This is a genomic window from Sorangium sp. So ce295 (assembly GCF_051527405.1).
GTDB classification, from domain to species: Bacteria; Myxococcota_A; Polyangia; order Polyangiales; family Polyangiaceae; genus Sorangium; species Sorangium cellulosum_B.
Genome location: NZ_CP150324.1, coordinates 8,879,285 through 8,902,658, shown reverse-complemented (window position 1 = coordinate 8,902,658; position 23,374 = coordinate 8,879,285). Strand labels below are relative to the sequence as shown.

At 71.7% G+C, this 23,374-nt stretch carries 23 protein-coding genes; 6 read left to right on the top strand and 17 right to left on the bottom strand.

The features are described 5' to 3' along the window. Positions 1-23: 23 nt before the first annotated feature. The 3 genes from WMF11_RS33675 to WMF11_RS33665 form a co-directional block, all read right to left on the bottom strand. Positions 24-377, bottom strand: a complete 354-nt coding sequence (locus WMF11_RS33675) for a DUF1801 domain-containing protein (RefSeq protein WP_437543104.1) — start codon at positions 375-377, stop codon at positions 24-26. Between the two features lie 152 nt (positions 378-529). Continuing rightward, positions 530-1,312, bottom strand: a complete 783-nt coding sequence (locus tag WMF11_RS33670; RefSeq protein ID WP_437973641.1) for a dienelactone hydrolase family protein — start codon at positions 1,310-1,312, stop codon at positions 530-532. 123 nt (positions 1,313-1,435) lie between these two features. After that, complete coding sequence (locus WMF11_RS33665) at positions 1,436-2,842, bottom strand: NAD-dependent succinate-semialdehyde dehydrogenase (RefSeq protein ID WP_437973640.1); 1,407 nt, start codon at positions 2,840-2,842, stop codon at positions 1,436-1,438. 267 nt (positions 2,843-3,109) lie between these two features. Between WMF11_RS33665 and WMF11_RS33660 the strand changes: the two genes are divergently transcribed. Together WMF11_RS33660 and WMF11_RS33655 are read left to right on the top strand one after the other, a co-directional pair. Next, positions 3,110-4,114, top strand: a complete 1,005-nt coding sequence (locus WMF11_RS33660; RefSeq protein WP_437973639.1) for a hypothetical protein — start codon at positions 3,110-3,112, stop codon at positions 4,112-4,114. Continuing rightward, positions 4,111-4,860 carry a metallophosphoesterase family protein gene (locus tag WMF11_RS33655; RefSeq protein WP_437973638.1) on the top strand — a complete coding sequence of 250 codons (750 nt, stop codon included), beginning with the start codon at positions 4,111-4,113 and terminating at the stop codon, positions 4,858-4,860. The genes WMF11_RS33660 and WMF11_RS33655 overlap by 4 nt, the downstream gene beginning before the upstream one ends. A 39-nt stretch (positions 4,861-4,899) precedes the next feature. Here WMF11_RS33655 and WMF11_RS33650 read toward each other — a convergent pair whose 3' ends face one another. The 7 genes from WMF11_RS33650 to WMF11_RS33620 form a co-directional block, all read right to left on the bottom strand. Beyond that, entirely contained in the window at positions 4,900-5,721 is an 822-nt protein-coding gene (locus WMF11_RS33650; protein ID WP_437973637.1) for an alpha/beta hydrolase, read from the bottom strand. A gap of 136 nt (positions 5,722-5,857) precedes the next feature. Further along, on the bottom strand, positions 5,858-6,673 hold the full coding sequence (locus WMF11_RS33645; protein ID WP_437543064.1) for a metallophosphoesterase family protein: 816 nt from the start codon (positions 6,671-6,673) through the stop codon (positions 5,858-5,860). A gap of 132 nt (positions 6,674-6,805) precedes the next feature. Beyond that, positions 6,806-6,967, bottom strand: a complete 162-nt coding sequence (locus WMF11_RS33640) for a hypothetical protein (protein ID WP_437973636.1) — start codon at positions 6,965-6,967, stop codon at positions 6,806-6,808. An 85-nt stretch (positions 6,968-7,052) separates the two neighbouring features. After that, entirely contained in the window at positions 7,053-7,433 is a 381-nt protein-coding gene (locus WMF11_RS33635; RefSeq protein WP_437740348.1) for a hypothetical protein, read from the bottom strand. 274 nt (positions 7,434-7,707) lie between these two features. Next, a complete protein-coding gene (locus tag WMF11_RS33630; protein ID WP_437973635.1) occupies positions 7,708-8,175 on the bottom strand; it encodes a peroxiredoxin in 468 nt (155 codons plus the stop codon). A gap of 124 nt (positions 8,176-8,299) precedes the next feature. Beyond that, positions 8,300-9,508 (bottom strand): serine/threonine protein kinase, encoded by a 1,209-nt coding sequence (locus tag WMF11_RS33625; protein WP_437973634.1) that lies wholly within the window; start codon positions 9,506-9,508, stop codon positions 8,300-8,302. Between the two features lie 101 nt (positions 9,509-9,609). Then, entirely contained in the window at positions 9,610-11,067 is a 1,458-nt protein-coding gene (locus WMF11_RS33620; RefSeq protein WP_437973633.1) for a hypothetical protein, read from the bottom strand. A 143-nt stretch (positions 11,068-11,210) separates the two neighbouring features. Here WMF11_RS33620 and WMF11_RS33615 point away from each other — a divergent pair, with 143 nt between their 5' ends. Further along, positions 11,211-11,942 carry a hypothetical protein gene (locus WMF11_RS33615; RefSeq protein WP_437973632.1) on the top strand — a complete coding sequence of 244 codons (732 nt, stop codon included), beginning with the start codon at positions 11,211-11,213 and terminating at the stop codon, positions 11,940-11,942. 175 nt (positions 11,943-12,117) lie between these two features. Here WMF11_RS33615 and WMF11_RS33610 read toward each other — a convergent pair whose 3' ends face one another. The 4 genes from WMF11_RS33610 to recA form a co-directional block, all read right to left on the bottom strand. Further along, positions 12,118-13,089: an HDIG domain-containing metalloprotein gene (locus tag WMF11_RS33610; protein ID WP_437543049.1), complete on the bottom strand. Its 972-nt coding sequence runs from the start codon at positions 13,087-13,089 to the stop codon at positions 12,118-12,120. Positions 13,090-13,285: 196 nt separating this feature from the next. Next, positions 13,286-14,146, bottom strand: a complete 861-nt coding sequence (locus tag WMF11_RS33605; protein ID WP_437973631.1) for a hypothetical protein — start codon at positions 14,144-14,146, stop codon at positions 13,286-13,288. A 294-nt stretch (positions 14,147-14,440) separates the two neighbouring features. Next, positions 14,441-14,950, bottom strand: coding sequence for a SixA phosphatase family protein (locus WMF11_RS33600; RefSeq protein ID WP_437973630.1), 510 nt, complete (start codon positions 14,948-14,950; stop codon positions 14,441-14,443). A gap of 20 nt (positions 14,951-14,970) precedes the next feature. Then, entirely contained in the window at positions 14,971-16,146 is a 1,176-nt protein-coding gene (recA, locus tag WMF11_RS33595) for a recombinase RecA (protein WP_437293867.1), read from the bottom strand. 301 nt (positions 16,147-16,447) lie between these two features. Here recA and WMF11_RS33590 point away from each other — a divergent pair, with 301 nt between their 5' ends. Next, the gene (locus tag WMF11_RS33590) at positions 16,448-17,752 is read left to right on the top strand and encodes a serine/threonine-protein kinase (protein WP_437973629.1); all 1,305 of its coding nucleotides are present in this window, start codon (positions 16,448-16,450) and stop codon (positions 17,750-17,752) included. An 18-nt stretch (positions 17,753-17,770) separates the two neighbouring features. On the opposite strand, the gene WMF11_RS33585 is transcribed toward WMF11_RS33590, so the two are convergent. The 3 genes from WMF11_RS33585 to WMF11_RS33575 form a co-directional block, all read right to left on the bottom strand. Continuing rightward, positions 17,771-19,891, bottom strand: coding sequence for an ATP-binding domain-containing protein (locus tag WMF11_RS33585; RefSeq protein WP_437973628.1), 2,121 nt, complete (start codon positions 19,889-19,891; stop codon positions 17,771-17,773). A gap of 97 nt (positions 19,892-19,988) precedes the next feature. Continuing rightward, on the bottom strand, positions 19,989-20,603 hold the full coding sequence (locus WMF11_RS33580; protein ID WP_437973627.1) for a TetR/AcrR family transcriptional regulator: 615 nt from the start codon (positions 20,601-20,603) through the stop codon (positions 19,989-19,991). A 73-nt stretch (positions 20,604-20,676) separates the two neighbouring features. Next, positions 20,677-21,411 (bottom strand): tyrosine-protein phosphatase, encoded by a 735-nt coding sequence (locus WMF11_RS33575; protein ID WP_437973626.1) that lies wholly within the window; start codon positions 21,409-21,411, stop codon positions 20,677-20,679. A gap of 71 nt (positions 21,412-21,482) precedes the next feature. Here WMF11_RS33575 and WMF11_RS33570 point away from each other — a divergent pair, with 71 nt between their 5' ends. Together WMF11_RS33570 and WMF11_RS33565 are read left to right on the top strand one after the other, a co-directional pair. Continuing rightward, the gene (locus WMF11_RS33570) at positions 21,483-22,022 is read left to right on the top strand and encodes a hypothetical protein (protein ID WP_437709155.1); all 540 of its coding nucleotides are present in this window, start codon (positions 21,483-21,485) and stop codon (positions 22,020-22,022) included. Positions 22,023-22,146: 124 nt separating this feature from the next. After that, positions 22,147-23,373, top strand: a complete 1,227-nt coding sequence (locus tag WMF11_RS33565; protein ID WP_437973625.1) for an ArsA family ATPase — start codon at positions 22,147-22,149, stop codon at positions 23,371-23,373. Position 23,374: the final 1 nt, after the last annotated feature.

The following is a 23,374-nucleotide window of genomic DNA, read 5'->3' as shown; positions in this document are numbered from 1 at the left end:
CGCAGCGGCGCGCCGCGCGATCCTCACCGGTCCCGGTGGAGCGCGACGGCGGCCGCGACCAGCGCGGCGATCGCGGCGACGTCCACGTCCTTGGCAGAGCGGATATGGAGGTTCCTGGCCTGCTTGGCCTCGCCGGTGAGCAGGCCGCTCGGATCCGGCAGCTCGGCGCCGCGCTCGAAGCCGAGGGTCACGCCGAAGCGCTGCGGGGCGAGCCAGCAGATCTTGTGTTGGTCGCCGCCGCCCATCCGGAAGCCGACGAGCCGCCAGCCTGGATAGACGTGCTCGTGGACGTCGGGAATGATGCGCAGGAGCAGCTTGCGCACGCGCAGGGTCAGCTGTTGCGCTGCAGGGGGGTACTCGCTCAGCAGAGCGGCCACGGCCGGATCGTCCGACACAATCAATGACAGTAAGTCGACGTTCACGGAGACGCAACCGGCTGTGCCTCGTCGCGTGACGTCGCGTGACGTCGCGCGACGTCACGCGACGTCACGCGATGTTCCGGCTCGGGCGCGGCTTTCGTCGCGGGCGGTCAGGGGTGGAGTCGCTCGCGGAAGAAGGCGAGGACGCGCGAGAGCGCCTCGCGCGTCGGGTGGCCCTCGCGGTCGACCAGATCGCGCGTCAGGACCGAGTGGGCGGTGCGCGGGATCCCATGGGGGTTGCCTGGGGACGAGTCGATCTCGATCTTCTCGAAGCCGTCGCCGAGCTCGGCCCGGAGGTGGTCGAACCGCTCCTTCGGGCACATCGGATCGTGGGTGAAGCGGAGCCCGAGCACCGGGGTACCGGCGGCGACGCGCTCCTTGACGGCGCAGAGGTCGTCGTCGGAGAGGTGGAGCCCGGCGCGGCGCTCGCGCGAGAGCGGGAAGGGCAGCGACGGCTGGCTCAGCACGGGCGCCGCGATGGCGGGGTCGACCATCAGCGCGAGCGCGAAGTTGCCCGTCAGGCACATGCCGATCGCGCCGACGCCCTTGCCCCCGAGCTCCGCGTGGACGTCGCGGCAGAGCGCGCGCAGCCAGTCGGTGATCGGGCTCGCCTGCCTGGACGCGAGCACGTGGAACTCGCGGCTGATGCAGGCGCGGCCCAGCTGCTCGACGATGTAGAGGGGCGTGTCCAGCTTGCCGGGCGTCCCGAAGAGGTGGGGCACGAAGACGGTGAAGCCGGCGTCCGCCACGCGCTCGGCGAACGCCGCGACCGACGGGGTGATGCCCGGGATCTCGTGCATGACGACGACGCCCGGGCCCGCGCCGCGGCGGTAGACCACCCGCGCCACGCCGTCGTGTGAGAACTGCGTCTCGGTGAAGCCGGGGAGCGACATGACCGCCATCATCGCCCGTCGCACGACGCCGGGGAAGCGGCGGCCGGACGGCTGGCGAGCGGCTCGCCCGGCGAGCGCTCGGCCGCTCGAGCACGCCGTGCTTCGGTCGCTCCGCTCCTCGGATCACTCGGATGCAGGCAGGCCCCTCGGCCGTTCGTCCTTGGCGATCCAGACGGTCTTGACGTTCACGAACTCGCGCAGGCCGTACGAGGAGAGCTCGCGGCCGTAGCCGGACATCTTGATGCCGCCGAACGGCAGCCGGGGGTCGGACACGACCATGCCGTTGATGAACACCTGGCCGGCATCGAGCTCGTTGATGAGCCGCTCGCGCTCGTCGGCGTCGCGGGTCCATGCGCTCGCCCCGAGGCCGAACCGGGTGGAGTTCGCCATGTGGATGGCCTCGTCGAGGTCGGTGACGCGGAAGACCGCCGCGACCGGGCCGAAGAGCTCGTCGTCGGCGGCGGGGGAGGGGCGCTGGACGTCGGTGAGCACGGTCGGCGGGAAGTAGTTGCCAGGCCCCCTCAGCCGCTTGCCTCCGGTGAGGAGGAGCGCGCCCGCGGCCACCGACGCCCGCACCTGCTCCTCGAGCTCGGCGGCGATCTGCGGGGTGGCGAGCGGCCCGACGTCGACCGACGGATCCATCGGATCACCGACCCGCAGGCGCCGCATGGTCGCGACGAAGCGCTGCTCGAACTCGGGCGCGATCGACTCGTGCACGATGAAGCGCTTCGCCGCGATGCAGGACTGGCCGTTGTTGATGATGCGCGCCCGGATCGCGGTCCCCACGGCGGCGTTGAGGTCGGCGCTCGGCAGGACGATGAACGGATCGCTGCCGCCGAGCTCGAGCACCACCTTCTTGAGGTGCTTGCCGGCGTGGGCGCCGACGCTGCGCCCCGCGTTCTCGCTGCCGGTGAGCGTCGCGGCCGCGATGCGCGGGTCGGCGAGGAGGCGCGGCACGACGTCGGTCCCGGCGATCAGCGCCTGGAAGACCCCTTCCGGGAAGCCGGCCCGGCGGAGGATGTCCTCGATCGCGAGCGCGCAGCGGGGGACGTTCGAGGCGTGCTTGAGGAGGCCGACGTTGCCGGCGACGAGCGCCGGCGCGGCGAAGCGGAAGACCTGCCAGAACGGGAAGTTCCACGGCATGATGGCGAGCACCACGCCGAGCGGGTGGAAGGCCACGTAGCTCTTGCCCGCGTCGGTGGCGACCTCTTCGGGGGCGAGCAGGCGCTCGGCGTTGTCGGCGTAGTAGCGGCACGCGGTCGCGCACTTCTGGGCCTCGGAGATGGCGGAGCCGATGGTCTTCCCCATCTCGAGCGTCATGAGCTGCCCGAGCTGCTCCTTCTCGCCGTCCAGGATGTCGGCTGCCCGGCGCAGCTTCTGGGCCCGCTCGGCGACCTGGGTCTGCCGGAAGCTGCGGAACGCGGCGTGCGCGCGCGCCACCTTCTGCTCCAGCGCCGCTGAGGAGAGAGGTTCGAACGTCTCGATCGTCTCTCCGGTCGCTGGATTGATCGTCGCGATGGCGGTGTTCACGGATGTGCCTCCTCTTCGAGCGTCGGGGGCCGCGGCTCGTCGCCAGTCAGCTCGGAGCGCGCCGAGCGGTCCCGGCAGGCGAGCTTGAGCCAGACCCGCCACGTCGTGCAATGGTCAGCGAGGACGAGCCCGCTTCTCTTCCTTCGTTCGCGTCGTTCCTGCGTCTTCCGACGTGGTCCACGCGGTCCACGCCGTCCACGCATGTTCCGGGCGCGTGAGGGGGGAGGGGGGTCGCCATCGCACGTCCTGTTCATTACGCAGAGGGGGATGGTCCGCAGCGGATCCCCTGTCGCAGGCGACGCGGAGCACGCGCTTTCAGCCCGGGCGACGCGCGCCGGCGAGCGCGCGGCGCTCGCTCCTCCGGCCTTCGACGACCCCGCCGGCCAGCTCTCCCGCGCGGGCGAGCTGGAGGTGAGGGTGAGGGCGATGGACGCCCTCCTCTGCGCCGGCGTCCCGTTCATGGTGGCGGGGGCGTATGCCTTCTTCGCGTACACGGGCATTTTCCGGGACACGAAGGATCTCGACGTGATGCTGGACGAGCGGGAGGTGCCGGCGGCGTTCAGGGCGCTGGAGCGGGCCGGCTTCGAGACGGAGCTCATCGATCCGCGGTGGATCGGGAAGGCCTACGCGGGCGACCGCTTCATCGATCTCATCTTCTCGTCGAGCAACGGCCTGGCCGTGGTGGATGGCGGCTGGTTCGAGCACGCGCGTCCGGCCACGATCCTGGGGCACTCCTGCCTGATCGCGCCGGTCGAGGAGATCATCTTCACGAAGGCGTTCGTGGACGAGCGGGAGCGGTACGACGGCGCCGACGTGAACCACCTGATCTACGCGTGTGGGGACGAGATGGACTGGGAGAGGCTCCTCGCCCGGTTCGGTCCCTACTGGGAGGTCCTGTTCGCGCACCTGACGCTGTACCGCTTCGTCTATCCGGGCGCGCGGAGCCGGGTGCCCGGGTGGATCATCGACGAGCTCTGCCGGCGCACGCTGGAGCAGACGCGGTCCGGCGACGCGCCGCTCCGGGTATGCCGGGGCAACCTGATCAGCAGGCAGCAGTACGTGCACGACTACGAGAAGCTCGGGCTCGTCGTGGGGCCCGCTGTGTCCGCGCCCGAGGCGGCGCGGGGGGCGCTGTGCAGGAAGCGCCAGCGGTCTGCGGCGGGGCGGTCTCGCCTCGGCAAGGGGAAGCCGGGCCGTGACGGGGCTCCGGGCGGCGGGGAGGGGCCGGGGGTCGAGGTCGAGGCGGCGCGGGTCCGCAAGCCGGGATCATGAGCGCCACGGTCGCTGGAGGGAACGGGGCGCCGGGCAAGCGCCGCATCGCGGCGTCCTCGGATCTGCACTGCCGGCCGGAGCACGGCGCCAGGATGCGCGAGCTCGTGAAGGCGGTGAACGCGGAGGCGGAGCTGCTCGTGCTGTGCGGCGATCTCACCGATCGCGGCCATCCCGAGGAGGCGAAGGTGCTGGCCGACGCGCTCGCCGGGCTCTCGATGCCGTGCGCCGCCGTGCTCGGCAACCACGATCTCGACCGGGGGGCGGGCGCCGAGGTCACGAAGCTCCTGAGCGACGCGGGCGTCGAGGTGCTCGACGGCGATCACCTGATCTTGCGCGACGACATCGGGGTTGCCGGCGTGAAGGGCTTCATGGGCGGGTTCGGGAGCGCGACGCTCCAGGCGTTCGGCGAGGGCCCGCTCAAGGCGTTCGTGCAGGAGGCCGTGACCGAGGCGCTGAAGCTCGAGGCGGCGCTGTCCCAGCTCGACAGCGAGAAGAAGATCGTGATCATGCATTACACGCCGATCCTCGAGACGACCGTCGGCGAGAACGTGGAGATAAGGCCCTTCCTTGGGACGAGCCGCCTCGCGGCGCCGATCGATCTGTACGGCGCCGACGTGGTCTTCCACGGCCACGCGCACCACGGGGCGCTCGAGGGGCACACGTCGAACGGGACTCCTGTCTACAACGTGGCGATGCCGCTGCTGAGGAAGCTCACCGGCAAGCCGTTCCTGCTGTTCGAGGTGTAACAGGCGAGCGCCGCTCGGCGGTCCTGCGCGGCGCTTCTGTCAGTGGTTCTGCAGGAAGGCCCGTATCGCTCCAAAATAGGCGGACGCGAAGAGGAGGATATCGTTGTGTCCGGCGCCGTCGATGAGGTGCAGGGCTTTCCTCTCGTGGGGGACGGCCGCGTGGTTCTCGCGGGCGTGGTCCGGCGGGAGCAGCCTGTCGCGCGCGCCGTGCAGGACGAGGACCGGGATCTCGACGTTCCTCAGGAGCTCCGGGTTCGAGAAATTGCGGTGCGCCTCGTCGCGCAGATCGCCGAGGTCGATCTCGAAGAGGGCGAGCAGGTGCCGCACGTCGCTGAACCCGCTCTCGAGGAGGAGCGCGCGGTACGCGTCGCCTCGGTGCGCGGCGATCCGTGACGCCGGTGAGCTGCCGAGCGAGCGGCCGAAGAGCACCGGCTTTGGCGGCTGATCGAGGCCTGCGGCGCGGCTCGTCTCGGCGAGCTCGCGCTCGAAGAACTCGGAGACCTTCACAGGATCTTCCCGGAGCGAGCGCAGTGTCGGCTGCCCGCCGCTCCAGCCATAGCCGCGGTAATCGACCATGAAGAGGTTGAGCCCGACGTCATGCCAGCCCTCGGCGATGTCGTCGTAGTCGGGGACGGTCTCGCCATTGCCGTGGAACGCGAGCACGGTCGGATTGCGTGGGTCGGACAGGTGCCAGCGCGCGCCGAGCGTCACCCCAGGGGCGATGGGGATGTCGTAGTCCGTCGCGCCGGCGGGTGGGCTCGTGTTCACCTGCCTGGGATAGAAAACGTCGGCGGCGCGAGGGTTCGCGTCGAGCGCGCGAAGGAGCTCGTCGAGCTGGCTGTCGGGGTCGTTCGTCGGCATGGCTCACCGTTCTGCCGAGGTCGGCGGAGGTCGTGGACGCGCAGGATACGTTGTGCCGGAGCAGGTGGGTACCTGGGATGGATGCCTGCGAGGGTGGTGGCCCGGTCGGAGCCGGGGTGCGCGGCGCGATGGTGGCCTACGCGGTCGTGATGACGCCTTGCACGGCGGGCTCGTAGTATTCGGCGCCGCCGGTGCGCACAACGAGGTTCGGGAGGATCTCCGCCACGCCGGCGCCGTGCGTATGGCCGCAGAGCACTTCGATCCGCCGCTCCGGGTACCGCACGGCGGCCTCGCGGATCACCTCGCCTGTGGCCTTGCAGGTGAAATGGGGGAGCCAGTCGTCGTTGGAGATCTGACCTTCGTGCCAGCAGGCCTCCTTGAACGGGGGGACGTGGGTGGCGACGATGACGCGCCGGTACCGCTCGAGGGCCACGGGCAGGACGCGGCGCAGGTACTCCGCGGCCTCGTCGCCGAGGCGGTGCAAGGCCTCTCTCCGGCGGCGCCGGTCGAGGGAGGTGAGCTCCTGGATGAGCACGTAATCGTTGAGCGTGACGGGCGATCTCTCGTAATCGCCGAGGCGGGCGTCGGCCCAGCCGTCGTGGCCGACGAGGGCGGTGTCCGGGCCGAGCTCGACGTGGGGGATCGACGGGAGCCACCTGAGCCAGGGGGAGGTGGCCGAGAGCTCGGCGGCCATCGTGCGCACGGCGGCGATGCTCCCGCGGTAGAAATCGTGGTTGCCGAGGACGAAGTAGAGCGGGCGCTCGATGGCCTGGGCGACGGTCTCGAGGAGGGGGCGGAGGCTCGTGGCTTCGGCGATATCGCCGGTGAAGAGGACGGCATCGGAGGCGGTGGCGGCGAGGGTGGAGCAGAAGGCGGCGAGGTCCTCGCGGGAGAGGAAGTTGAGGTGGACGTCGGTCGCCCAGGCGAGGCGGAGCGGGGTCGGCGCGGCCATGAGGGCAGGATAGGCCGGCAGGGGAGGGGGAGCCAGCGACGTGGCGCGATCTCCCATCCCGGTTCCACGTTTCGGCCAATGGCGCCCCGCCGCGAGGGCTGTGCGTCGCTGCCGATCCTGTGCATTCATGGCTCATGGCGATAGCCCGCCTGTCCCGTCCGCCTCCAGCGAGTCCGCGAGCGCGCAGCGCGCGAGTCCTGCTTTCTTGGCCTCTTCGCGCAGCATCGCGCCCTGCTCTGCGGCCCCTTTCACGCTGAGCATCGTGCGGAGCTCGATTCCATCGGGGCTCTCCACGTGCTCTCCGATCCACGCCGACCGCATCTGCCCGACGCTGATCGGATCCGCCTCCGGGTCGACGCCCCGGTGCGCCGCCCTCCGGCTACTCGCCCGTGCCCCCGTCCACCGCCGGGACGAGCTCGATATCGACGTTCTGGGGCAGGAAGCTCTCGCACTCGTCGTTCATGACGGGCGCGAGCGTCTGCTCGAAGTCGTCGTAGCCTGTCCCCGAGATCTTCACCCACGTCACCCCGGCCGTCCACAGCTCGCAGACGAGCGTCTCCAGCGCTTCGGGAGGGGGCTGCGCGCGATCGACGGCGCACACCAGGTTGGCCTCGTCGAGCGTCTTCCAGGTGGTCGGATCGCTCAGGACGAAGATCGGCTCGTCCGCGGCGCTCCACGCGATGTGAACGGTGGTGTCCGGCGGGACGGTGGCGCCTCTCGCGCGCACGGTGATCGTGAACAGCGCCTGTCTTGGCCCCATCGGACAGCCGCTGGCGTCGCCCGTACTCGAGCCGACGGACCCGCCGCCCCCGGCGCCTTTACAGGCGCCCACCACGGAAGCGCTCGCGATCGCCGCCGCGGCGATCGCCGCGAGGATCGTGAGCGATACGATTCGATCGGGAGCGAAAGCAGGGCGTGGTGCCACAAGGGCGACAGGGTAGGGGCGACATGCCAGCAAATCCAGCGTGAGCAGGTTTTTGCGCAGGTGGAGCGCCCTTCTCCGTGCGCCCTGCCCTCGCAGGCGGTCGCGGCGTTCAGGCCTGGGCCTTGAGCTCCGCGATGTCCTTGAGGAGGGCCTGCTCGTGCCCGTCGGGCTTCACCTTCAGGTAGGTCTTTCGCAGCACGCCCGACGGATCGATGACGAATGTCGTCCGGTCCCAGTACAGGGTGCCTTTCCACTCGCTCTGCCCGACGCCCGCGGCCTTGAGCAGCTCGTGGCGCGTGTCGGCGAGCAGATCGATGGTGAAGGAGAACTTGTCGCAGAAGCTCTTGTGCGACGTGACGTCGTCCTCGCTGACGCCGACCACGGCGATGTTGGCGTCGTCGAAATCGGCCTTGGAGGCCGTGAACGACTTGCCCTGGATCGTGCATCCCGGCGTGTCGTCCTTCGGATAGACGTAGAGGACGAGCCATTTGCCCGCGAAATCCTCGAGCTTCACGGCCTTGCCGTCCTGGTTCGGCAGGGCGAAGCGCGGAAACGGCTTTCCAATCTCGACGCTCATCTTCTCTTTGCCTTTGCTGTGGGCCGGAGGAGAGTTCCTCCTGGCCAGTGACGGGTCATGGGATGGGACGGATGGGACAGCGCGGCGGCGTGGACGTCACGTCGCTGGCCTTCCCTCGCAGGATCTAGCGCGGAATGAGCCCCCGGAACCAGGCCGTCACCGAGGACGAGGACTCGTCCTGGTGGAGCGAGTCCGGGCCTTCCAGCTCGTCGGCGAGCCCCCCGAGCGGCCCGTCGCTGCGTGGCGGCGGCGAGCTCGGGTGCTCGGCCCCGTGCGTCAGGATCGCGGCGCCCTCCAGGGTGGGCAGCAGGCTCAGGCCGCTGCCGCCGGCGGTCGGCTCCTTCGTGAGCGACTTGAACTCGAGGAGCATCATGTCGATGAGCTCTGCGATCTTCTGCGTCCCGTCGACCGCCCGCGCCGGCCCGCCCTTGGCGCGCTCCACGAGCGAGGCGACGTCGTCCTCGCTCACCGGGCGGCCGTAGCGGTAGAGGAAGCGGGTCAGGTCGCGGCCGAGCTCGCGCGCCGACATGTAACGCGCCGCCGGGTCGCGGGCGAGCGCGCGGCGGATGATCTGCTCTAGCTCGCGCGGCACATCGCTGTTGATCTGCTGGAGCGAGGGGATCACCGCGTCGCGCACCAGCCGCACCGTGATGTAGTCGGAGTCGCCGAGGAACAGCCGGCGCCCGGCGAGCATCTCCCAGAGGATGATCCCGAGCGCGAAGATGTCGACGCGCTGGTCGACGCCCTGCTCGAGCACCGTCTCGGGCGCCAGGTAGCCGAACTTTCCCTTGATGATGCCCGCGTCGCTCTCGGCGAGCTGGCTCGACGCCTTCGCGAGCCCGAAGTCCACGATCTTCACCTCGCCGTAGCGGGTGATGAGCACGTTGGCCGGGGTGATGTCCCGGTGCACGATCTGGAGCGGCTTTCCGTCCCCGGTCGCGAGCTCGTGCGCGTAGGCGAGGCCCTGGCACATCTTCGCGGCCATGAAGGCGGCGACCTCGACGGTCATCGGCCGGCCGACCTTCTTCTGGTGATCGAGGAGGGCCCTCAGGTCGGCGCCGTCCACGTACTCCATGACGATGAAGTAGGTGCCGTCGCCGACGCCGATGTCGAACACCGACACGACGTTCGAGTGCGAGAGGTGCGCCGAGAGGCGCGCCTCATCGAGGAACATCGCGATGAACTGCTCTTTCTTGCTGAGCTGCGGCAGGACGCGCTTGATCGCGACCTGCTTCTTGAACCCTTCGATCCCCGCGCTCTCGGCGACGAAGACCTCCGCCATGCCTCCGGAGGCGAGGCGCTTGATGACCCGGTACCGCTGCTGCTCGGACATGCCCTGTCTGTCGTCCTCTCGCCCCGTGCCGCCTGGCCCTCCAGTCTAGCGGCTCGGGGCCCGCCGCGGATCAAATCCCAAAGGCGGCACGCGCCCTCGAGTCATCGAAAGGTGGCGAGCGCCGCGACCGCCGCGAAGGAGAGCCCGACGAGCGCGGCGAGGGCGAACGCCGACAGCAGCGGCTCCGCCCGCACGGCGGCGAGCAGCCGGTCGCGATCCTCCCTGGACAGCGGCGCGCCATGGGTGCCGTCCTTGCCTTCGCCGCCCGAGGCGGCGGCGACGTGCGCCTCCAGGCGGCGCCGCGCGGTCCTGGATCGCAGCGCGAGCAGCAGCACCTGCGCCACCGCGGAGGCGGCGAGGACCCCGAGGCCAGCGCGCCGCGCATGCGAGGCGCGGGCCCGCTCGCGCGCCTCGGCCGCCGGCATCCCGTCCGCGAGCAGCTCCACGCGCCGCGGCGAGGCGGACGCCGCCGCGGCCGTGATCGGCCAGGCCACCGTGCCTGCGCCCTGCTCGTAGGGGTCGCTCGCGACCACGGCCCAGTCCGCCTCCCCGGGCGCGGCGCTGTCCGGGAGCGTCACCCTCCCCGAGAAGAAGCCCGCCCCGTCCGCCGCGAGCGGGACGATCGTCCCGAGCGCACGGCCGCGCGCACCTCCGATCGAGACGTAGGCGCGTGGCCTCGGCGTCGGGGAGATCAACCGGAGCTCGGGCCGTTCGCGATCGAGACCGCCCGGATCGAGCCAGATGGCTCCCGGGATCACGGGCAGCTTCCCTTCCCAGGTGCCGCTCGCGATCCGTGTCCCTGGCGGTGCGCTCCCCGGGTGGGTCGCGCGGAGCGTGAGCTCGACCGTGTGCGCCAGCGGCTTGAGCGTGAGCTCCGCGGCGTCGCGCGCATCGGCCGTGATCTGCGCCGGATCGCTGCCGTGCCCCTCGATCTCTGCCCCGACGGCGCTCGCCTCGAGGCGAGCCCCTGCCGCGGGCGTTCCGTCCTGCGTCTCGATCGCGACGCGAACCCGCTCCGGGAACGGAGCTGCCAGGGCTCCCCGCGCCGCCGTGACCTGCAGGCGGAGCTCCCCGTGCGCCGCGCCTGGCAGCGCGGTCGCGTGCGCCGCGCCTGGCAGCGCGGTCGCGTGCGCCGCGCCTGGCAGCGCGGTCGCGTGCGCCCCTGGGAGCGGAGGCAGCAGCGGGAGCTGCCGCTCCAGGAGCGTGTCGCCGCCCAGCGCGATCCGCACGGTCACCGGCTCCCGCAGCCCCGCTGGCGCGCGCAGCTGCGCCTCGCCGATGCCGTCCCTGTCGAGCGAGCCGGTCCATCGTTCGAGCGGCGACCCTGCGGACGTGGCGCTCACCTCGATCTGCGGGATGGCCGCCGGATCGTCGGCGCCGTGGAGGCGGCGCACCCCTTCGACGCGGAGCGCCAGCGCCTCGCTTCCGGCGACGGGCGCTCCCCACACCCGCACGCCGGTGGCCATGCGTGGCGAGCCGGGCCCCAGGATCGCGAGGGCTGCGAGCCCGATGCCCAGCGCGGGCAGGACGTACGTCGCTGCGTTGGGCATCGAGAGCATCACTGTCCCAGCATACCTCTCCGTCCTTGCCGCGCGGGGCGCGGGCGGGGCGGGGCGCGGCTCCGGTCTGGCTGCTCGCGCGGAGCGCTGGCCTGGGCTGAGCCCCTTTGCGTCCGGGCGTCTCCTCCGATAGGAAGCCGCCGATGGCCGACAGACCGGTGAAGCGCAAGCGCAAGGGTTCGGGGACCACGGGGCAGGGCGGTGAGGTCGTGTTGCGGCAGCGGACCGATCCGCGGAGCGAGCGACGCTTCGAGCCGAAGGCGTCGCTCGAGCTCGGCCTCACGATGCTCGGCATGTCCGTCGCGGCGCTGCTGGCCGGGGCGGGTGTTTACGGCCAGTGGTTCCGGGGTGAGGACGCGGGCGCGCACCCGGCAGCCACGTACCTGCTCCTCGGCGCCTTGATCCTCGGGGCTGCGGTCGGGCTCTTCGGTCAGTGGTCGATGAAGGCGCTTCGTGTGGGTGATGCCGGGGTGGGGCTGGAGAGCGGACCTGGCGAGATCGAGCGCATCGGCTGGCACGATGTCACGGGCCTGTTGCTCACGGAGACCGCGCTCACGGTCCAGGGCAGCGGCACGGCGATCGCCATCCCGCTGCGAGCGCACCTCCCGGCGGCCGCGCGCGTGCTGGCCGAGGCGAGGGCGCGTATCCCCGCGCGTGCGGCGGACATCAAGGAAGGCGCGCTGCCTCCGCCCGACGATGCCGCCGGCGAGGTGCGCCCGCTGGAGCCGCCGCAGGTCGCCGGCCTCCGCTGCAAGGCGACCGACAAGCTGATCGCCTTCGAGGCCGACGCTCGTCTCTGCGGCCGTTGCGGCGAGCACTACCACAAGGAAGGCGTCCCCCCTCGCTGCACCACCTGCGAAGCGCCCCTTCGCTGAGCGGTCGCCCGCTTCGGATACGGGCCCATCTCGGCGTCTTCGGTGCTCAGCGCACTGGAGTGCGCCTCCGCGCCGAAGACGCCGAGCTGAACCCGTCTCCTGTGCGGGCGACCGCTCAGCGCCTGCGCTGCGGCGCGAGCGGTCGCTCCCCTGAGAGGCTCTCTGCGCTACGCCCTCAGATCCCGAACCGCGCCGCGTGCTCCCGGAGGAACGCGATGTAGACGTCCGCCTCCTGGTGCGACGCCACCTCGCCCGCCTCGACCGCCTCTTCCAGCGCGCGCTTGATCTCGCCGATCCGTCGCGACGGCGGCAGCCCGAACGCATGCATGATGACGTCGCCGATGCCGCTCGGCAGCGGCGGCACCACCGCGTCCTCGGCCTGGACCTGGAGCACCCGCTCGGCGAGCTCGCTGATCTGCTTCAGCCCCTTCCGCTTCTTCTCGGGCCGCTTCGTGGTGATGTCCGCCCGCGACAGGTCGAGCACGTCCTTCAGGCAGCCGCCCATCTCCTTGGCGAACCGGCGCACCGCGCTGTCGGTCCACGACGCCTCGTACTGGCTCGCCCGGAGGTGGTGCAGGATCAGGAAGCGGATGCTGTTCTTCAGCGCCTCCTCCTTCGTGAAGAGCGGCAGCCGCCGGTCGATCTTGTCGAACATGCGCGCGCCGACCTCGGCGTGACCGAAGAAATGGACCTCGCCCGTCGGCGAGATGGAGCGCGTCCTCGTCTTGCCGATGTCGTGGAGCAGGGCCGCCCAGCGGACCTCGAGCCTCGGGACGGCCTGACGCACCACCTGCTTCGTGTGCTTCCAGACGTCCTTGTGGCGCCACTCCCCGTCGCCGAAGCCCACCATCGCCTCGACCTCGGGCAGCATCGCGGCGAGGGCGCCCGACTCGAGCAGGGCGTCGAGCCCGGCCTCGGCGTCGTCGCTCATCATGACCCGATCGAGCAGCTTGCGGACATCGGGCAGGTAGGCGGCGGCCGCGGCCTTGAAGTCGGCGGGCCGCCCGGAGATCACCCTGGACGAGGCGCGTGGCTCGGCGCCCGCCTCGGGCTGCTCGGCCTCGGCCTTCTCTGCTCGCTGGACGGCCCACTCGAGGGCCTCCATCGCCCGCTTCGGGCTCGCTTCCTGGGTGAGAATCTCCTGCACGCTGGCCTTCCACACTTTCGAGGTTACGGGGTCGCCCACGGGGCGCCGGCTGGCGCGGCCCGAACGGGGGTTCGCCGGTTTAGAGCCAGCCGCACCTTCGCGCAATGGTTCGTCGCGTCCGTCGCGTTCGTTGCGTTGGTCGCGTTCGTCGCTCGACACGCCGCCGGATGACGTGCGTCCGCAGGCGATGGATGCGTCAGGTGCGGAGGAGCCGCCCCACGTGGTCCTGCTCCCAGGCGAGGGAGCGCTCGTAGTCGCGGAAGAGCCGCTCGCGGGCGAGGAACTGGGGCGGATGGAGCATCCGGCGCCCGTTGCCGTGGCTCGCCGGCATCACGTGGTGGAGCATCTCGTGGTAGATGACGTAACAGATGAAGTAGCGGGGGACCCAGGGCCGGTCGAGCACCGGGTGGATGCGGATCAGCCGCTCGACCGCCGAGTAGCTCCCGAGCTTGATGGTGCGCCGCGGCTTCCGCGCCTTGGTCCGCTTGCCCCAGGTGATCAGCGCGTCGACCCCGCCGCCGAAGTACCCGTGGTTCAGCTTCTGGAACAGGATCAGCAGGTCGTGCGTCCGCCCCTGCGTCGAGAGCGGCGTGCTCACCGGCCGGCTCGCCCGGATGCGGTGGCCGTTCTCGTCGATGTACTGGCCGACCACGAGCGAGGCGGCCCGGTCCTGCGTCACGACGTACCGGACGAGCGCCTCCTGGACGACCGCCGGCGCATCCAGGAACATGTGGTGGACGCGCGCCTGCAGGATGCCCTCCCGGAACGAGGAGGAGATCATCTGCCGGTAGTTGTCGGTCACCGAGAGGAGGACCGGCCGCTTCTGGGCCAGCTCCAGCCGCCGGATGAGCGCCTGGCGCGCCCCCTCGTGCACGTAGATGTGCGGCTGGCCCGGCGGCAGATCGATGTCGATCGGATGATGACGGGGGTCCGGCACCCGGACGACCGCCCGGGCGACACGCGGCAGCAGGGAAGTACGCGCCGCGCCCTTCCCACCGCTGCGCGACAGACGGCCTGGAGGGGGTTGAGCGAAGGGGAAGGCCATCTGTCCCGCCATCTCAATCCTCCTTATTTGGGCGTATTCTCGGGTGGGATCCTTGTCAAGCGAGCGGCCGAGAACATCGAAATCATTCGGATTTGTGACTACGTAAGCGGGTGGCCGGACCCTCCGGAGGGAGAGGGAGGGCGCCCCGGCCGCCGCTCGCCGGTGATCTGGATTTCCTCTGTAAATTCATGTGCTTGTAGTGAAGGCCACGCGCGCCTGCGCCGATCGGGCCGCCTTCCGCCTCGGACGCGCGTCTTCTGCTCCTGCTCTCTCTCGCCATGACACGGCGCGTGTGCAGCGCTTCGCTCATCGCGGGACGAGCGCCCGGGGATCGAGGATCTGCGTCATGCGCCAGCGGCCCTGCGCGCGCTGGGAAGGCTCCGGCTCGAGGGCGACGACCAGGGCAGTGCAGAAGCCGGCGGGGAGCAGCGCTGTCGCGCCCCGGCCGGGCGTGTCGACGAGCGTACGGACGAGGTGCTCCACGTTCGGCTGGTGCCCGACGAGCAGCGCGTCGGCGCCGCCTCGGGCGAGCGCGGCGACCAGCGAGCTCGGGAGCCCGGCGTCGAGCGCGAGCTCGTCCCGGAGCTCGACCTCCGGCGCGCCGCAGATCGGCGCCGCGATCTCGGCGGTCTCTCTCGCGCGCGCGAGGGGGCTCGCGAGCACCAGCGGCAGCGGGGCGCCGCCCCGGAGGCGGTGGAGCTCGAGAGAGACCCGCGCCACGCGCTCGCGGCCCTCGGGGGTGAGCCTCCGGTCCGCGTCGCGCCCGCTGGTCGCCCGCTCCTCCGCCGGGCCGTGCCGCATCACGTAGAGGTGCATGGCGTCGATGGCAGCCGGCGTCAGTTCGTCTTGCCCGGGGGACGGCGGGCGTCCTGGCCGGACGAGGCTGCCTCGCCGCGACCCTTCGCCTGCGCAGGGGCCTCGGCCGCGGCTCCGCCCTTCGGGCCGGGGCTCGCGGCGCCGTTCGTCGGGGCGGCCCCGCCGACGCGCGAGATGCCGTGCTTCGCGAGGACCATCGACTCGATCTTGTCGAGCACCGCCGGGTGCTGCTCGAGGTAGGTGCGGGCGTTCTCCCGGCCCTGACCGATGCGCTCGCCCTGGAACGAGAACCAGGAGCCGCTCTTCTCGATGATGCTCGCCTCGGTCGCGAGGTCGATGACGTCGCCGCTGTGGCTGATGCCCTGGCCGTACAGGATGTCGAACTCCACCTCGCGGAACGGGGGAGCCATCTTGTTCTTCACGACCTTGACGCGGGTCCGGTTGCCGACGACCGCCGGCTCCTTGCCGCCCGCGGCGGCCTCCTTGATGGCGCCGATGCGGCGGATGTCGAGCCGGACCGAGGCGTAGAACTTGAGGGCGTTGCCGCCGCTCGTCGTCTCGGGGCTGCCGAACATGACGCCGATCTTCATCCGGATCTGGTTGATGAACATCAGCAGGCACTGCGAGCGCGAGGTCGTGCCGGTCAGCTTGCGGAGCGCCTGGCTCATCAGCCGGGCCTGGAGGCCGACGTGGCTGTCGCCCATGTCGCCCTCGATCTCGGCCTTGGGCACGAGCGCGGCGACCGAGTCGACGACGATGATATCGACGGCGTTCGAGCGGACCAGCATGTCGGCGATCTCGAGCGCCTGCTCGCCGTAGTCGGGCTGGGAGATGAGCAGCTCGTCGGTCTTCACGCCGAGCTTCTTGGCGTAGTTCACGTCGAGGGCGTGCTCGGCGTCGATGAACGCCGCCGTCCCGCCCGCCCGCTGGACGGCCGCGATGGCGTGGAGGGTGAGGGTCGTCTTGCCGCTCGACTCCGGCCCGTAGACCTCGACGATGCGGCCGCGCGGGTAGCCGCCGATGCCGAGGGCGATGTCCAGGCCGAGCGAGCCGGTCGCCACGGCCGCGACCTCGTCGTGCAGCGTCTGCCCGTCCTTGAGGCGCATGATCGCCCCCTTGCCGTACTCCTTCTCGACGCTGGCGATCGCGAGCTCGAGGGCGGCAGACTTCTGCTTGGTGTTCTTCTCGTCACTCATGCGTACCTCGGGAGGGAGCGATGGGAGGGGGGCGACGGCGGGGGGACCGCGGAGGTGGACCCACGACGCGCGGGGCAACAGTTTCCGGCAGCTTTACTGTCCGGTTGTTCAGGAAGCAAGACCCCCGCATCCCGGATAGGACCGAAAACGTCCGAGCAGCGGGCTGGCCCGGCAGGCGCTCCGGAGGGTCGGAGGGCGGTGATGTCGCGGTCGGAAGCGGTTCCTTGTTGAGGTCGAGTCTCACAACCAGGGCAACAATCGTGATCGTCGCACACCGGGAGCACTGGCGGGCTCTTCAACTGTGGGCCACATCTTCCGCGTGGGGGGCGGGGGGCGCTATTTCCCGGGGTTTTCCCTGGGCCGGTACGAGCTCGTCCTGCGGGTGGCCGCAGGCGACGTGGGCGAGGTCTGGGCGGCGCGTCTGAGGCGGGAGCACGGGTTTCAGCGGCTCTTCGCGATCAAGGTGCTTCGCCCGGAGCTCTCGCCCGATCCCGACGTCGTTCGGACATTCCTCGACGAAGCCGCGCTGGCCGCGCGCATCAGGCACCCGAACGTGGTGCCCGTCGTGGATCTGGGCGAGACGGACGGCACGTTCTTCTATGTCATGGAGTGGGTGAGCGGGGAGCCGCTCTCGTCGGTGCTGCGCGCCGCGCGCGGGCGACCGGCGCCGGTGCTGGTCGCGGCGAGGCTCGCCTACCAGATCTGCGCGGCCCTCGACGCCGCGCACGAGCTGCGGGACGAGGGCGGCAACCCACGGGAGCTCCTGCACTACGACGTCTCGCCGGACAACGTCCTCATCACGTCCGAGGGGCTCGTCCGCATGGTCGATTTCGGCATCGCGAAGCTCGAGGAAGGGCGGATGTCCGAGCGACGGCCGCAGTCGCTGCGCGGCGACGGCGGGCGCGGTTCAACGGCGGGCGCGGCGGGCGGCGAGGGGGGCGCGTTCCTGTTCCGGAGCAGCGCGCCGTACATGGCGCCGGAGCACATCCGGGGGCAGCCGTGCGATCGGCGGTCCGATCTCTTCGGGGTCGGGGTGCTCCTCTACGAGCTCCTGTCGGGCGCTCATCCCTTCCAGGCCGACGACAGCGAGAGCACGATGACCCACATCGCGAGCGAGCGGCCTGCCGCGCCGCTGTCGTCGCGGGCGGTCCCGTCCCGGCGCGGGTTCGCGGAGCGCCTGAGCGCGCCGCCGCCGCCCGAGCCGATCCCCCCTGCGCTCGATCGCCTCGTCTCCGAGGCGCTCGCCAAGTCGCCCACCGCGCGCACGGCGACGGCCGCGAAGCTCATGCGCGCGCTCGAGGAGGCGATCCCGGGCGCCGCGAACCCGGGCAACGACGCGCTCGTCGCCGGCTGGCTCGGACAGATCCTGGGCGACGCGTCCCACCTCCGCACGCAGCAGCTGCGCGCCGCGCTCGAGTCGCTCGATCCCGGGGATCGCTCGGCCGACGACGAGGCGGAGCCTCCGCCTGCCCCGCGGCGCTGGCTGCAGGCGCTGCTGGTGTTCGGGGCCGCCGTCCTCGGGGTCGCGCTCGCCGGGACCGCGGCGGTGAGGGACAGCCCGCTCCCTCCCGCCGCCGTCTCCGCGCCGTCCGGGCCGCGTCCATAGGGCGCGCCGCGGCGACCGTCAGCTCGCCCCCACGTCGCCGAGGAGCGGCGACCACGCCGCTCCCGAGATGAGCCAGAGCTGGTGCGACGTCCGCGTCACCGCGACGTGGAGCCGCCGGCGGGCCTCGTGGTTCATCGGGTACGCCGCCGCGGTCGCGTCGGGCACGACGACGTAGTCGAACTCGAGCCCCTTCGCGCTGTCCACGTCGGTGACGTCGATGCCCGGCTCGAACGAGAACGCTCCCTCCAGCACGAGCCTCGCCTCCGGCAGCTCCGCGATCAGCGCGTGGAGCTCCCGGGCGGCGCCTGCGTCCCGCGCGATGACCGCCACCGAGGCGCGGGGCTCCCGCCCGACGAGGTCGCGGAGCGCGCCGGCGAGGAACAGGTGCGCCTGCGCCTCGCTCGGGAAGCGGAAGAGCCCGACCGGCGCGCCGTCCCGGGCCGCGCGCGCGGGCGCCTCGGGCGCGAGCTCGCCGAGGAGCCGCCGCGCGAGCTCCGTCACCGGCTGCGGGCACCGGTACGACACCGCGAGGCGGCAGGTCGCCGCGTCGCCCACGCCGAGCGCGGCTCGCGCCGCCTCCCACCCGGCGAAGCTCGAGGAGGTCTGCTGGGCCTCGTCGCCGGCGAGCGTGACGCTGCGCGTCTCGCCAAGGAGCTTCCCCAGGACGAACAGCTCGAACAGCGAGAAGTCCTCGGCCTCGTCGAGCACGAGGTGCGACCACCCCGCCCCGTCGAGGCCGCGGCGAGCGGCGCGAAGGAAGAGCAGGATCGGCAGATCGTCGATGTCGAGCGTCCCCGCGAGCTCGTCCGGCGTCCCTTCCGCGATGGCGCGGCCGTCGAGCGCCCGCTTCCTCTCGGCCACGGTGATCGAGGCGAGCTGCCGGTCGAGCGGCTCGGCGATCTGCAGCAGGGTGTGCCGGACGGTCTCCTCGACCGCGCTCCTGGGGAGGTCCCCGCCTGAGGCGGCGACGACGCCCTCGAGGAACCCGCGATCCGTGAAGACGTCGGCGAGGCGGCGGCGCAGCCGCGGGAGCGTCGTGTTCGCCGGGGCGAGCCTGGCGAACCGCTCGCGCAGCGCACCGTAGAGCGCCGGGTGGCGCTTGAGGCTGGAGACGAGCGCCGGGGGATCGTCGCACAGGGCGATCGGCTTGCCGAAGACCTCACGCGCGGTCGCCGACGACCAGGCGTCGAGCGTCTTCACCTGGGCTTCCCCCGCGCCGAGCGGCGAGAGCAGGCGGCGCGACAGGCGCGCGAGGCCCTCCTCGGGGACGACGACGTTCATGGCCGAGAGCGGGCACCGCGCCGGATCGAGCGCGGCGATCCGGGCGAGGCGGTGCAGCGCCACGGTCGTCTTTCCGCTCCCGGCGCTGCCGAGCACGAGGAGCGGCTGCTCGGGGGGCGCGCACACGGCGGCGTACTGGTCGGCGTCGAGCAGGGCGGTGACCTCCGCGGCCTTCGCGTGGTCCGTGGCGCCGGCGCCGACGCCGAGGCTCCCGGGTCGGGCGGCCGTGCCTGCGCCGCCTGGCTGCATGGCGAGCGCCGCGCGCTCCGCGAGGGTCCATCGCCCGTCGCCTCGCCGCGTCAGGACGAGGCCGTCGCCCACGATCCGGGTGAGGGCGCCGCGCTCCACGACGACGATGCGGCGCGCCTTCACCACGCCCTCGGCCACGCGCCCCGGGAAGGCCTCCTCGTACTCGTCGCCCTCGCGGTACCGGTAGAAGATCTGCGCCACCGGCGCGACGCGCCAGTCGAGGATGCGCACGTCGGCCGACGGATCCAGGAACGTCGCGTGGCCGAGCAGGTAGTCCTTCGCCCCTTTGCCCTCGTCGACCCGGAGGTGAGCGAGGTACGGGCAGAGCGGGTCGGGCAGCGCCTCCCTGGGCTCCTGCTCGATAAGGCGCTGCCGCACGCTCATCTCGAGGAGCACCGCCGGCAGATCGTCGGCCGAGGCCGCGGCGGCCTCGTCGCGGAGCTCCCGGAGCGCCGCGACGGACCTGAGCTCGCGCGGCGAGCGCCCGAAGGCGCGCGCCGCGCGCTCCTGCGCCCTGTCCAGCGCGCCGCGCACGCGCTCGAGGAGCGTGGCCTCTTCCTCGAGGACGGCGCGCGCCTCGACGGGCAGATCAAGCGTGCTCTCCAGCATGATGGGCCTCCTTGCGCCCCTCGCCTCCGCGAGGGGTCAAGCTCGATGGGTGAATGATGAATGATTCGTTCACTTTTGAGGCGAGGCGAGGGGAAGGTTACGCGAAGAAGCTCCTGAGTCCGGCAAGGTGGTACTTCGAGTAACCGTGGACCGCTTCTCGGATGGCGTCCTCGTCCTCGAAGCGGGCGAGGGCGTTCACCGTCGTCCTGACGAAGCCCTGGTAGATCTGGTCCAGGTTGAACCGCATCGCCTCCGTCACCGAGAGGCATGGGTCGAGGGCGCGGAAGTGCTCGATCGCCAGCGCGATGAGGCGTTCGACGGTCTCCTCGGAGAACCGCTCGTACCTGGAGCCGCCGGCGCGCCCCAGGAGGATCACGACGCGCAGCCTGTTCTCTATGCAGAAGCGGAGGAGCTCCTCGGAGATCAGGTGGTAGGCGGCCGTCGGCGGGAGCGCCCGGACGTCCTCCACGCCGTCGAGCGCCTTCACGCGGCGGCGCAGCAGGATCGTGAAGGCGCGGGCGAAGCCGTCGTCGACGATCCCGTAGAAGAGCGCGTCCTTGTTCGCGAAGTACCGGTAGATGTTGCCCGTCGAGACGCCGGCCGCCCGGGCGATCTCGGCCATGGTCGCGCTCTCGTACCCCTTCCGCGCGAAGATCGTCAGCGCGGCGGAGGTGATGCTCTCCTGGACGTCGTCTTTGAGGTACTGCGCCATGATGAATAGTGAACGTGTCGTTCGCTTATAGCGATGGACGGCGGCCCGTCAAGCGAGGAGGCGGTTCACGGCCTCAGGGGTCGACGGTGCCTTCGAGGATCGCGCGCGGGCCGTCGATGAGCATGAAGCTCGCCTCCTCCTCGCCGACCCTGGCGAAGAGCGCCTTGATGCCGTCGCGCACGTCGGGGACGTCTTTTGCGGCGTGGGCGTCGCTGCACGCGGCGTAGTAGTAGCCGGCCTCGAGCAGCTGCTCGGCGGCCCGGCGGGGGGTGCGCCCGTACTTGCCGGTGAGCGCCGCGACGTCGAGGAGGAGCACCGCGCCCGCGTCGAGCAGCGGATCGAGCGAGGAGATGTCGTCGAAGACGGGCTCGTAGCGCTCCGGGTGGGCGATGACGGGGCGGAGCTTGCGGCGGCTGAGATCGAAGAGCCGCTCCGCGGCCCGGGCGGGGAAGCTCCGGGTCGGGAACTCGACGAGCGCAGCGCGGCCGCCGGGGAAGGGGAGGGCGCTGCCGTCGAGGAGGCGCTGGAAGACGATGTCGTCGAAGAAGTGCTCCGACGAGAGATCGAGCGCGGGCAGGTCGCGCGCGCCGGCCGCGGCCCGCAGCGCGGCGCAGGTCGCGTCGTAGGCGGCCTGGAGGCCCTGCCGGGTGTTGTCGAACATCCCGGGGCGCATGTGCGGCGTCGCCACGACGGTGTCGAACCCGGCGCCGCGGAGCGCGGTGAGGAGGGCGAGGCTCTCCTCGACGGTGCGGGCGCCGTCGTCGACGCCGGCGACCCAGTGGGAGTGCAGATCGATGAAGCCGCGCATCGTCGCTTCGAACTTAGCAAAGTTGGCCGCCCTCGTGCGCTGCGACCATCCTTCGCGTCGAGGAGGTGTTCGTGTCGCTCTCGTTATCGAACCAGCAGCTTGTGCCTCAGCTCGCGTCGGACGGCTGCGCTGGCGGCCAGCGCGGCGGCAGGCCGGGAGGCCGCGCAGAGCGCCCGGTCGATCCCGGCGCGCCCTCGGTCGAGCAGGGCATACCGGCCCTGGATGAGGGGATCCCCGCCTCCGAGCGGCGGCGCCGCCGCAGCGACGATCCGGTCACCGCGCTGCACTACCAGCTCTCGACGACCCGCGCCGAGGCGAACCTGGACGTCGTGGTCCTCGTGGACGACAGCGGCTGCCTCGTCGCCGGGGCGGGCGCGTGGCCGGCGTGTGAGGAGCTCGCCGCCTACGCCCCGCTCCTCGCCAACCCGGACGCCGTGCAGAGCGCGGCGGTCGGCTCGCGCATCGCCACGCTCACCGCCGACGTCGAGGTCCAGAGCCTCTCGGTGTCAGGCGGCGAGGTGCTGCTCTGCGGCCGTGGCGGCACGGCGGAGCGTGGCGCCTCCATTGCCCGGGCCGCTGCGGGGTGCTTGCGCATCCTCCGCGCCGCCTGAGCGGTCGCTGCGCCGCAGGCTGAGCGGTCGCTGCGCCGCAGCTGGCCGCTCGCGACACCGCAGGCTGGGCGCTCGCGCCCCCCCGGTTCGTGCTACAAGGGGCCGCGGCCTCAGGTCGCGCGCAATGCCCGGCTCGCTCGCACCCCCTAGGAACAGCCCGCCCGCCGCCGACGCGTCCCTTCAGGCAGACCACGCCGGTCTGGCCCCGCTGCTCGCCTCCCGCAGGGTGATCCTCTGCGTCGGCTGCGGCGGCGTCGGCAAGACGACCACGACTGCAGCGCTCGGCCTGGCCGCTGCCCGCCGCGGCAAGCGCGTCCTTTGCCTGACGATCGATCCGGCGCGCCGGCTGTCCCAGAGCCTCGGGCTCGAGGAGATGACGACGGAGGCGCAGACGATCGAGCCCGCCCGCTTCGCCAGGGCGGGGGTCGACGTGCCCGGCTCGATGACGGTCATGATGCTCGACACGAAGTCGACCTTCGACGGCCTCGTCTCGTCGCTCGCCCCCACGCCCGAGCAGCGCGACCGGATCCTGGGCAACGTCCTCTACAAGTACATCTCCACGTCGCTCGCGGGCACGCAGGAGTACATGGCGATGGAGAAGCTCTACGCCGTCAGGAGCGACCCGAGCTACGACCTCGTCCTGCTCGACACGCCGCCCACGGCGAACGCGCTGGATTTCCTCGACGCGCCGGAGCGCCTCGTCGGCGCCATCGACGGCGCGGCGACGCGGTGGTTCGTGCAGGCCTTCCAGAGCTCCGGCAAGCTCTCGCTCAACCTGCTGGCGCGCTCGACCGCCGCGGTGCTGCGGGGCATCGGCAAGCTGACCGGCAGCGGCTTCCTCGAGCAGATCGCGGGGTTCATCAGCGAGATGAACGCGGTCTTCGGCGGCTGGAAGCAGCGGGCGGACGCGGTGGCGTCGGCGCTCCGCGGCCCCGACGTGGCCTACGTGCTCGTCACGACGCCCGATCCGCTCTGCGTGCGCGAGGTGCTGTACTTCGCCGATCGCCTGCGCGAGCAGCAGATGCATCGCGACGCGTTCGTCGTGAACCGCGTTCACCCGGTGTACGGCGCGCTCCCCGGCGTCGGCGAGATCGCCGCCGCGCTCGACGGGAGCAGCCTTGCGCTCGCCTCCGGCGCCGCGGCGCGCCTGCTTCAGGCCGCCAAGGACGAGAGCCGCATGGGCAAGCTCGATCAGCTGAACCTGATCGCCCTCGAGGCGGCGCTCGAAGACGAGCAGAGCGCCGGCAGCGTCCGCGTCGACGTCCCGGCGTTCCCGTACGACATCCACGACGTGGCCGGGCTCGCGAGGATCGCCGACGTGCTGGCGCCGCTGCCCGGGGCGGCGGGGTAGC

Excerpts from the sequence above, each read along its gene's own strand:
- WMF11_RS33670 (WP_437973641.1), bottom strand. The coding sequence starts at position 1,312 with ATGTCGCTCCCCGGCTTCACCGAGACGCAGTTCTCACACGACGGCGTG.
- WMF11_RS33660 (WP_437973639.1), top strand. The coding sequence starts at position 3,110 with ATGGTCCGCAGCGGATCCCCTGTCGCAGGCGACGCGGAGCACGCGCTT.
- WMF11_RS33655 (WP_437973638.1), top strand. The coding sequence starts at position 4,111 with ATGAGCGCCACGGTCGCTGGAGGGAACGGGGCGCCGGGCAAGCGCCGC.
- WMF11_RS33650 (WP_437973637.1), bottom strand. The coding sequence starts at position 5,721 with ATGCCGACGAACGACCCCGACAGCCAGCTCGACGAGCTCCTTCGCGCG.
- WMF11_RS33645 (WP_437543064.1), bottom strand. The coding sequence starts at position 6,673 with ATGGCCGCGCCGACCCCGCTCCGCCTCGCCTGGGCGACCGACGTCCAC.
- WMF11_RS33635 (WP_437740348.1), bottom strand. The coding sequence starts at position 7,433 with ATGGGGCCAAGACAGGCGCTGTTCACGATCACCGTGCGCGCGAGAGGC.
- WMF11_RS33630 (WP_437973635.1), bottom strand. The coding sequence starts at position 8,175 with ATGAGCGTCGAGATTGGAAAGCCGTTTCCGCGCTTCGCCCTGCCGAAC.
- WMF11_RS33625 (WP_437973634.1), bottom strand. The coding sequence starts at position 9,508 with ATGTCCGAGCAGCAGCGGTACCGGGTCATCAAGCGCCTCGCCTCCGGA.
- WMF11_RS33620 (WP_437973633.1), bottom strand. The coding sequence starts at position 11,067 with ATGCTCTCGATGCCCAACGCAGCGACGTACGTCCTGCCCGCGCTGGGC.
- WMF11_RS33615 (WP_437973632.1), top strand. The coding sequence starts at position 11,211 with ATGGCCGACAGACCGGTGAAGCGCAAGCGCAAGGGTTCGGGGACCACG.
- WMF11_RS33605 (WP_437973631.1), bottom strand. The coding sequence starts at position 14,146 with ATGGCGGGACAGATGGCCTTCCCCTTCGCTCAACCCCCTCCAGGCCGT.
- WMF11_RS33600 (WP_437973630.1), bottom strand. The coding sequence starts at position 14,950 with ATGCACCTCTACGTGATGCGGCACGGCCCGGCGGAGGAGCGGGCGACC.
- recA (WP_437293867.1), bottom strand. The coding sequence starts at position 16,146 with ATGAGTGACGAGAAGAACACCAAGCAGAAGTCTGCCGCCCTCGAGCTC.
- WMF11_RS33585 (WP_437973628.1), bottom strand. The coding sequence starts at position 19,891 with ATGCTGGAGAGCACGCTTGATCTGCCCGTCGAGGCGCGCGCCGTCCTC.
- WMF11_RS33580 (WP_437973627.1), bottom strand. The coding sequence starts at position 20,603 with ATGGCGCAGTACCTCAAAGACGACGTCCAGGAGAGCATCACCTCCGCC.
- WMF11_RS33575 (WP_437973626.1), bottom strand. The coding sequence starts at position 21,411 with ATGCGCGGCTTCATCGATCTGCACTCCCACTGGGTCGCCGGCGTCGAC.
- WMF11_RS33565 (WP_437973625.1), top strand. The coding sequence starts at position 22,147 with ATGCCCGGCTCGCTCGCACCCCCTAGGAACAGCCCGCCCGCCGCCGAC.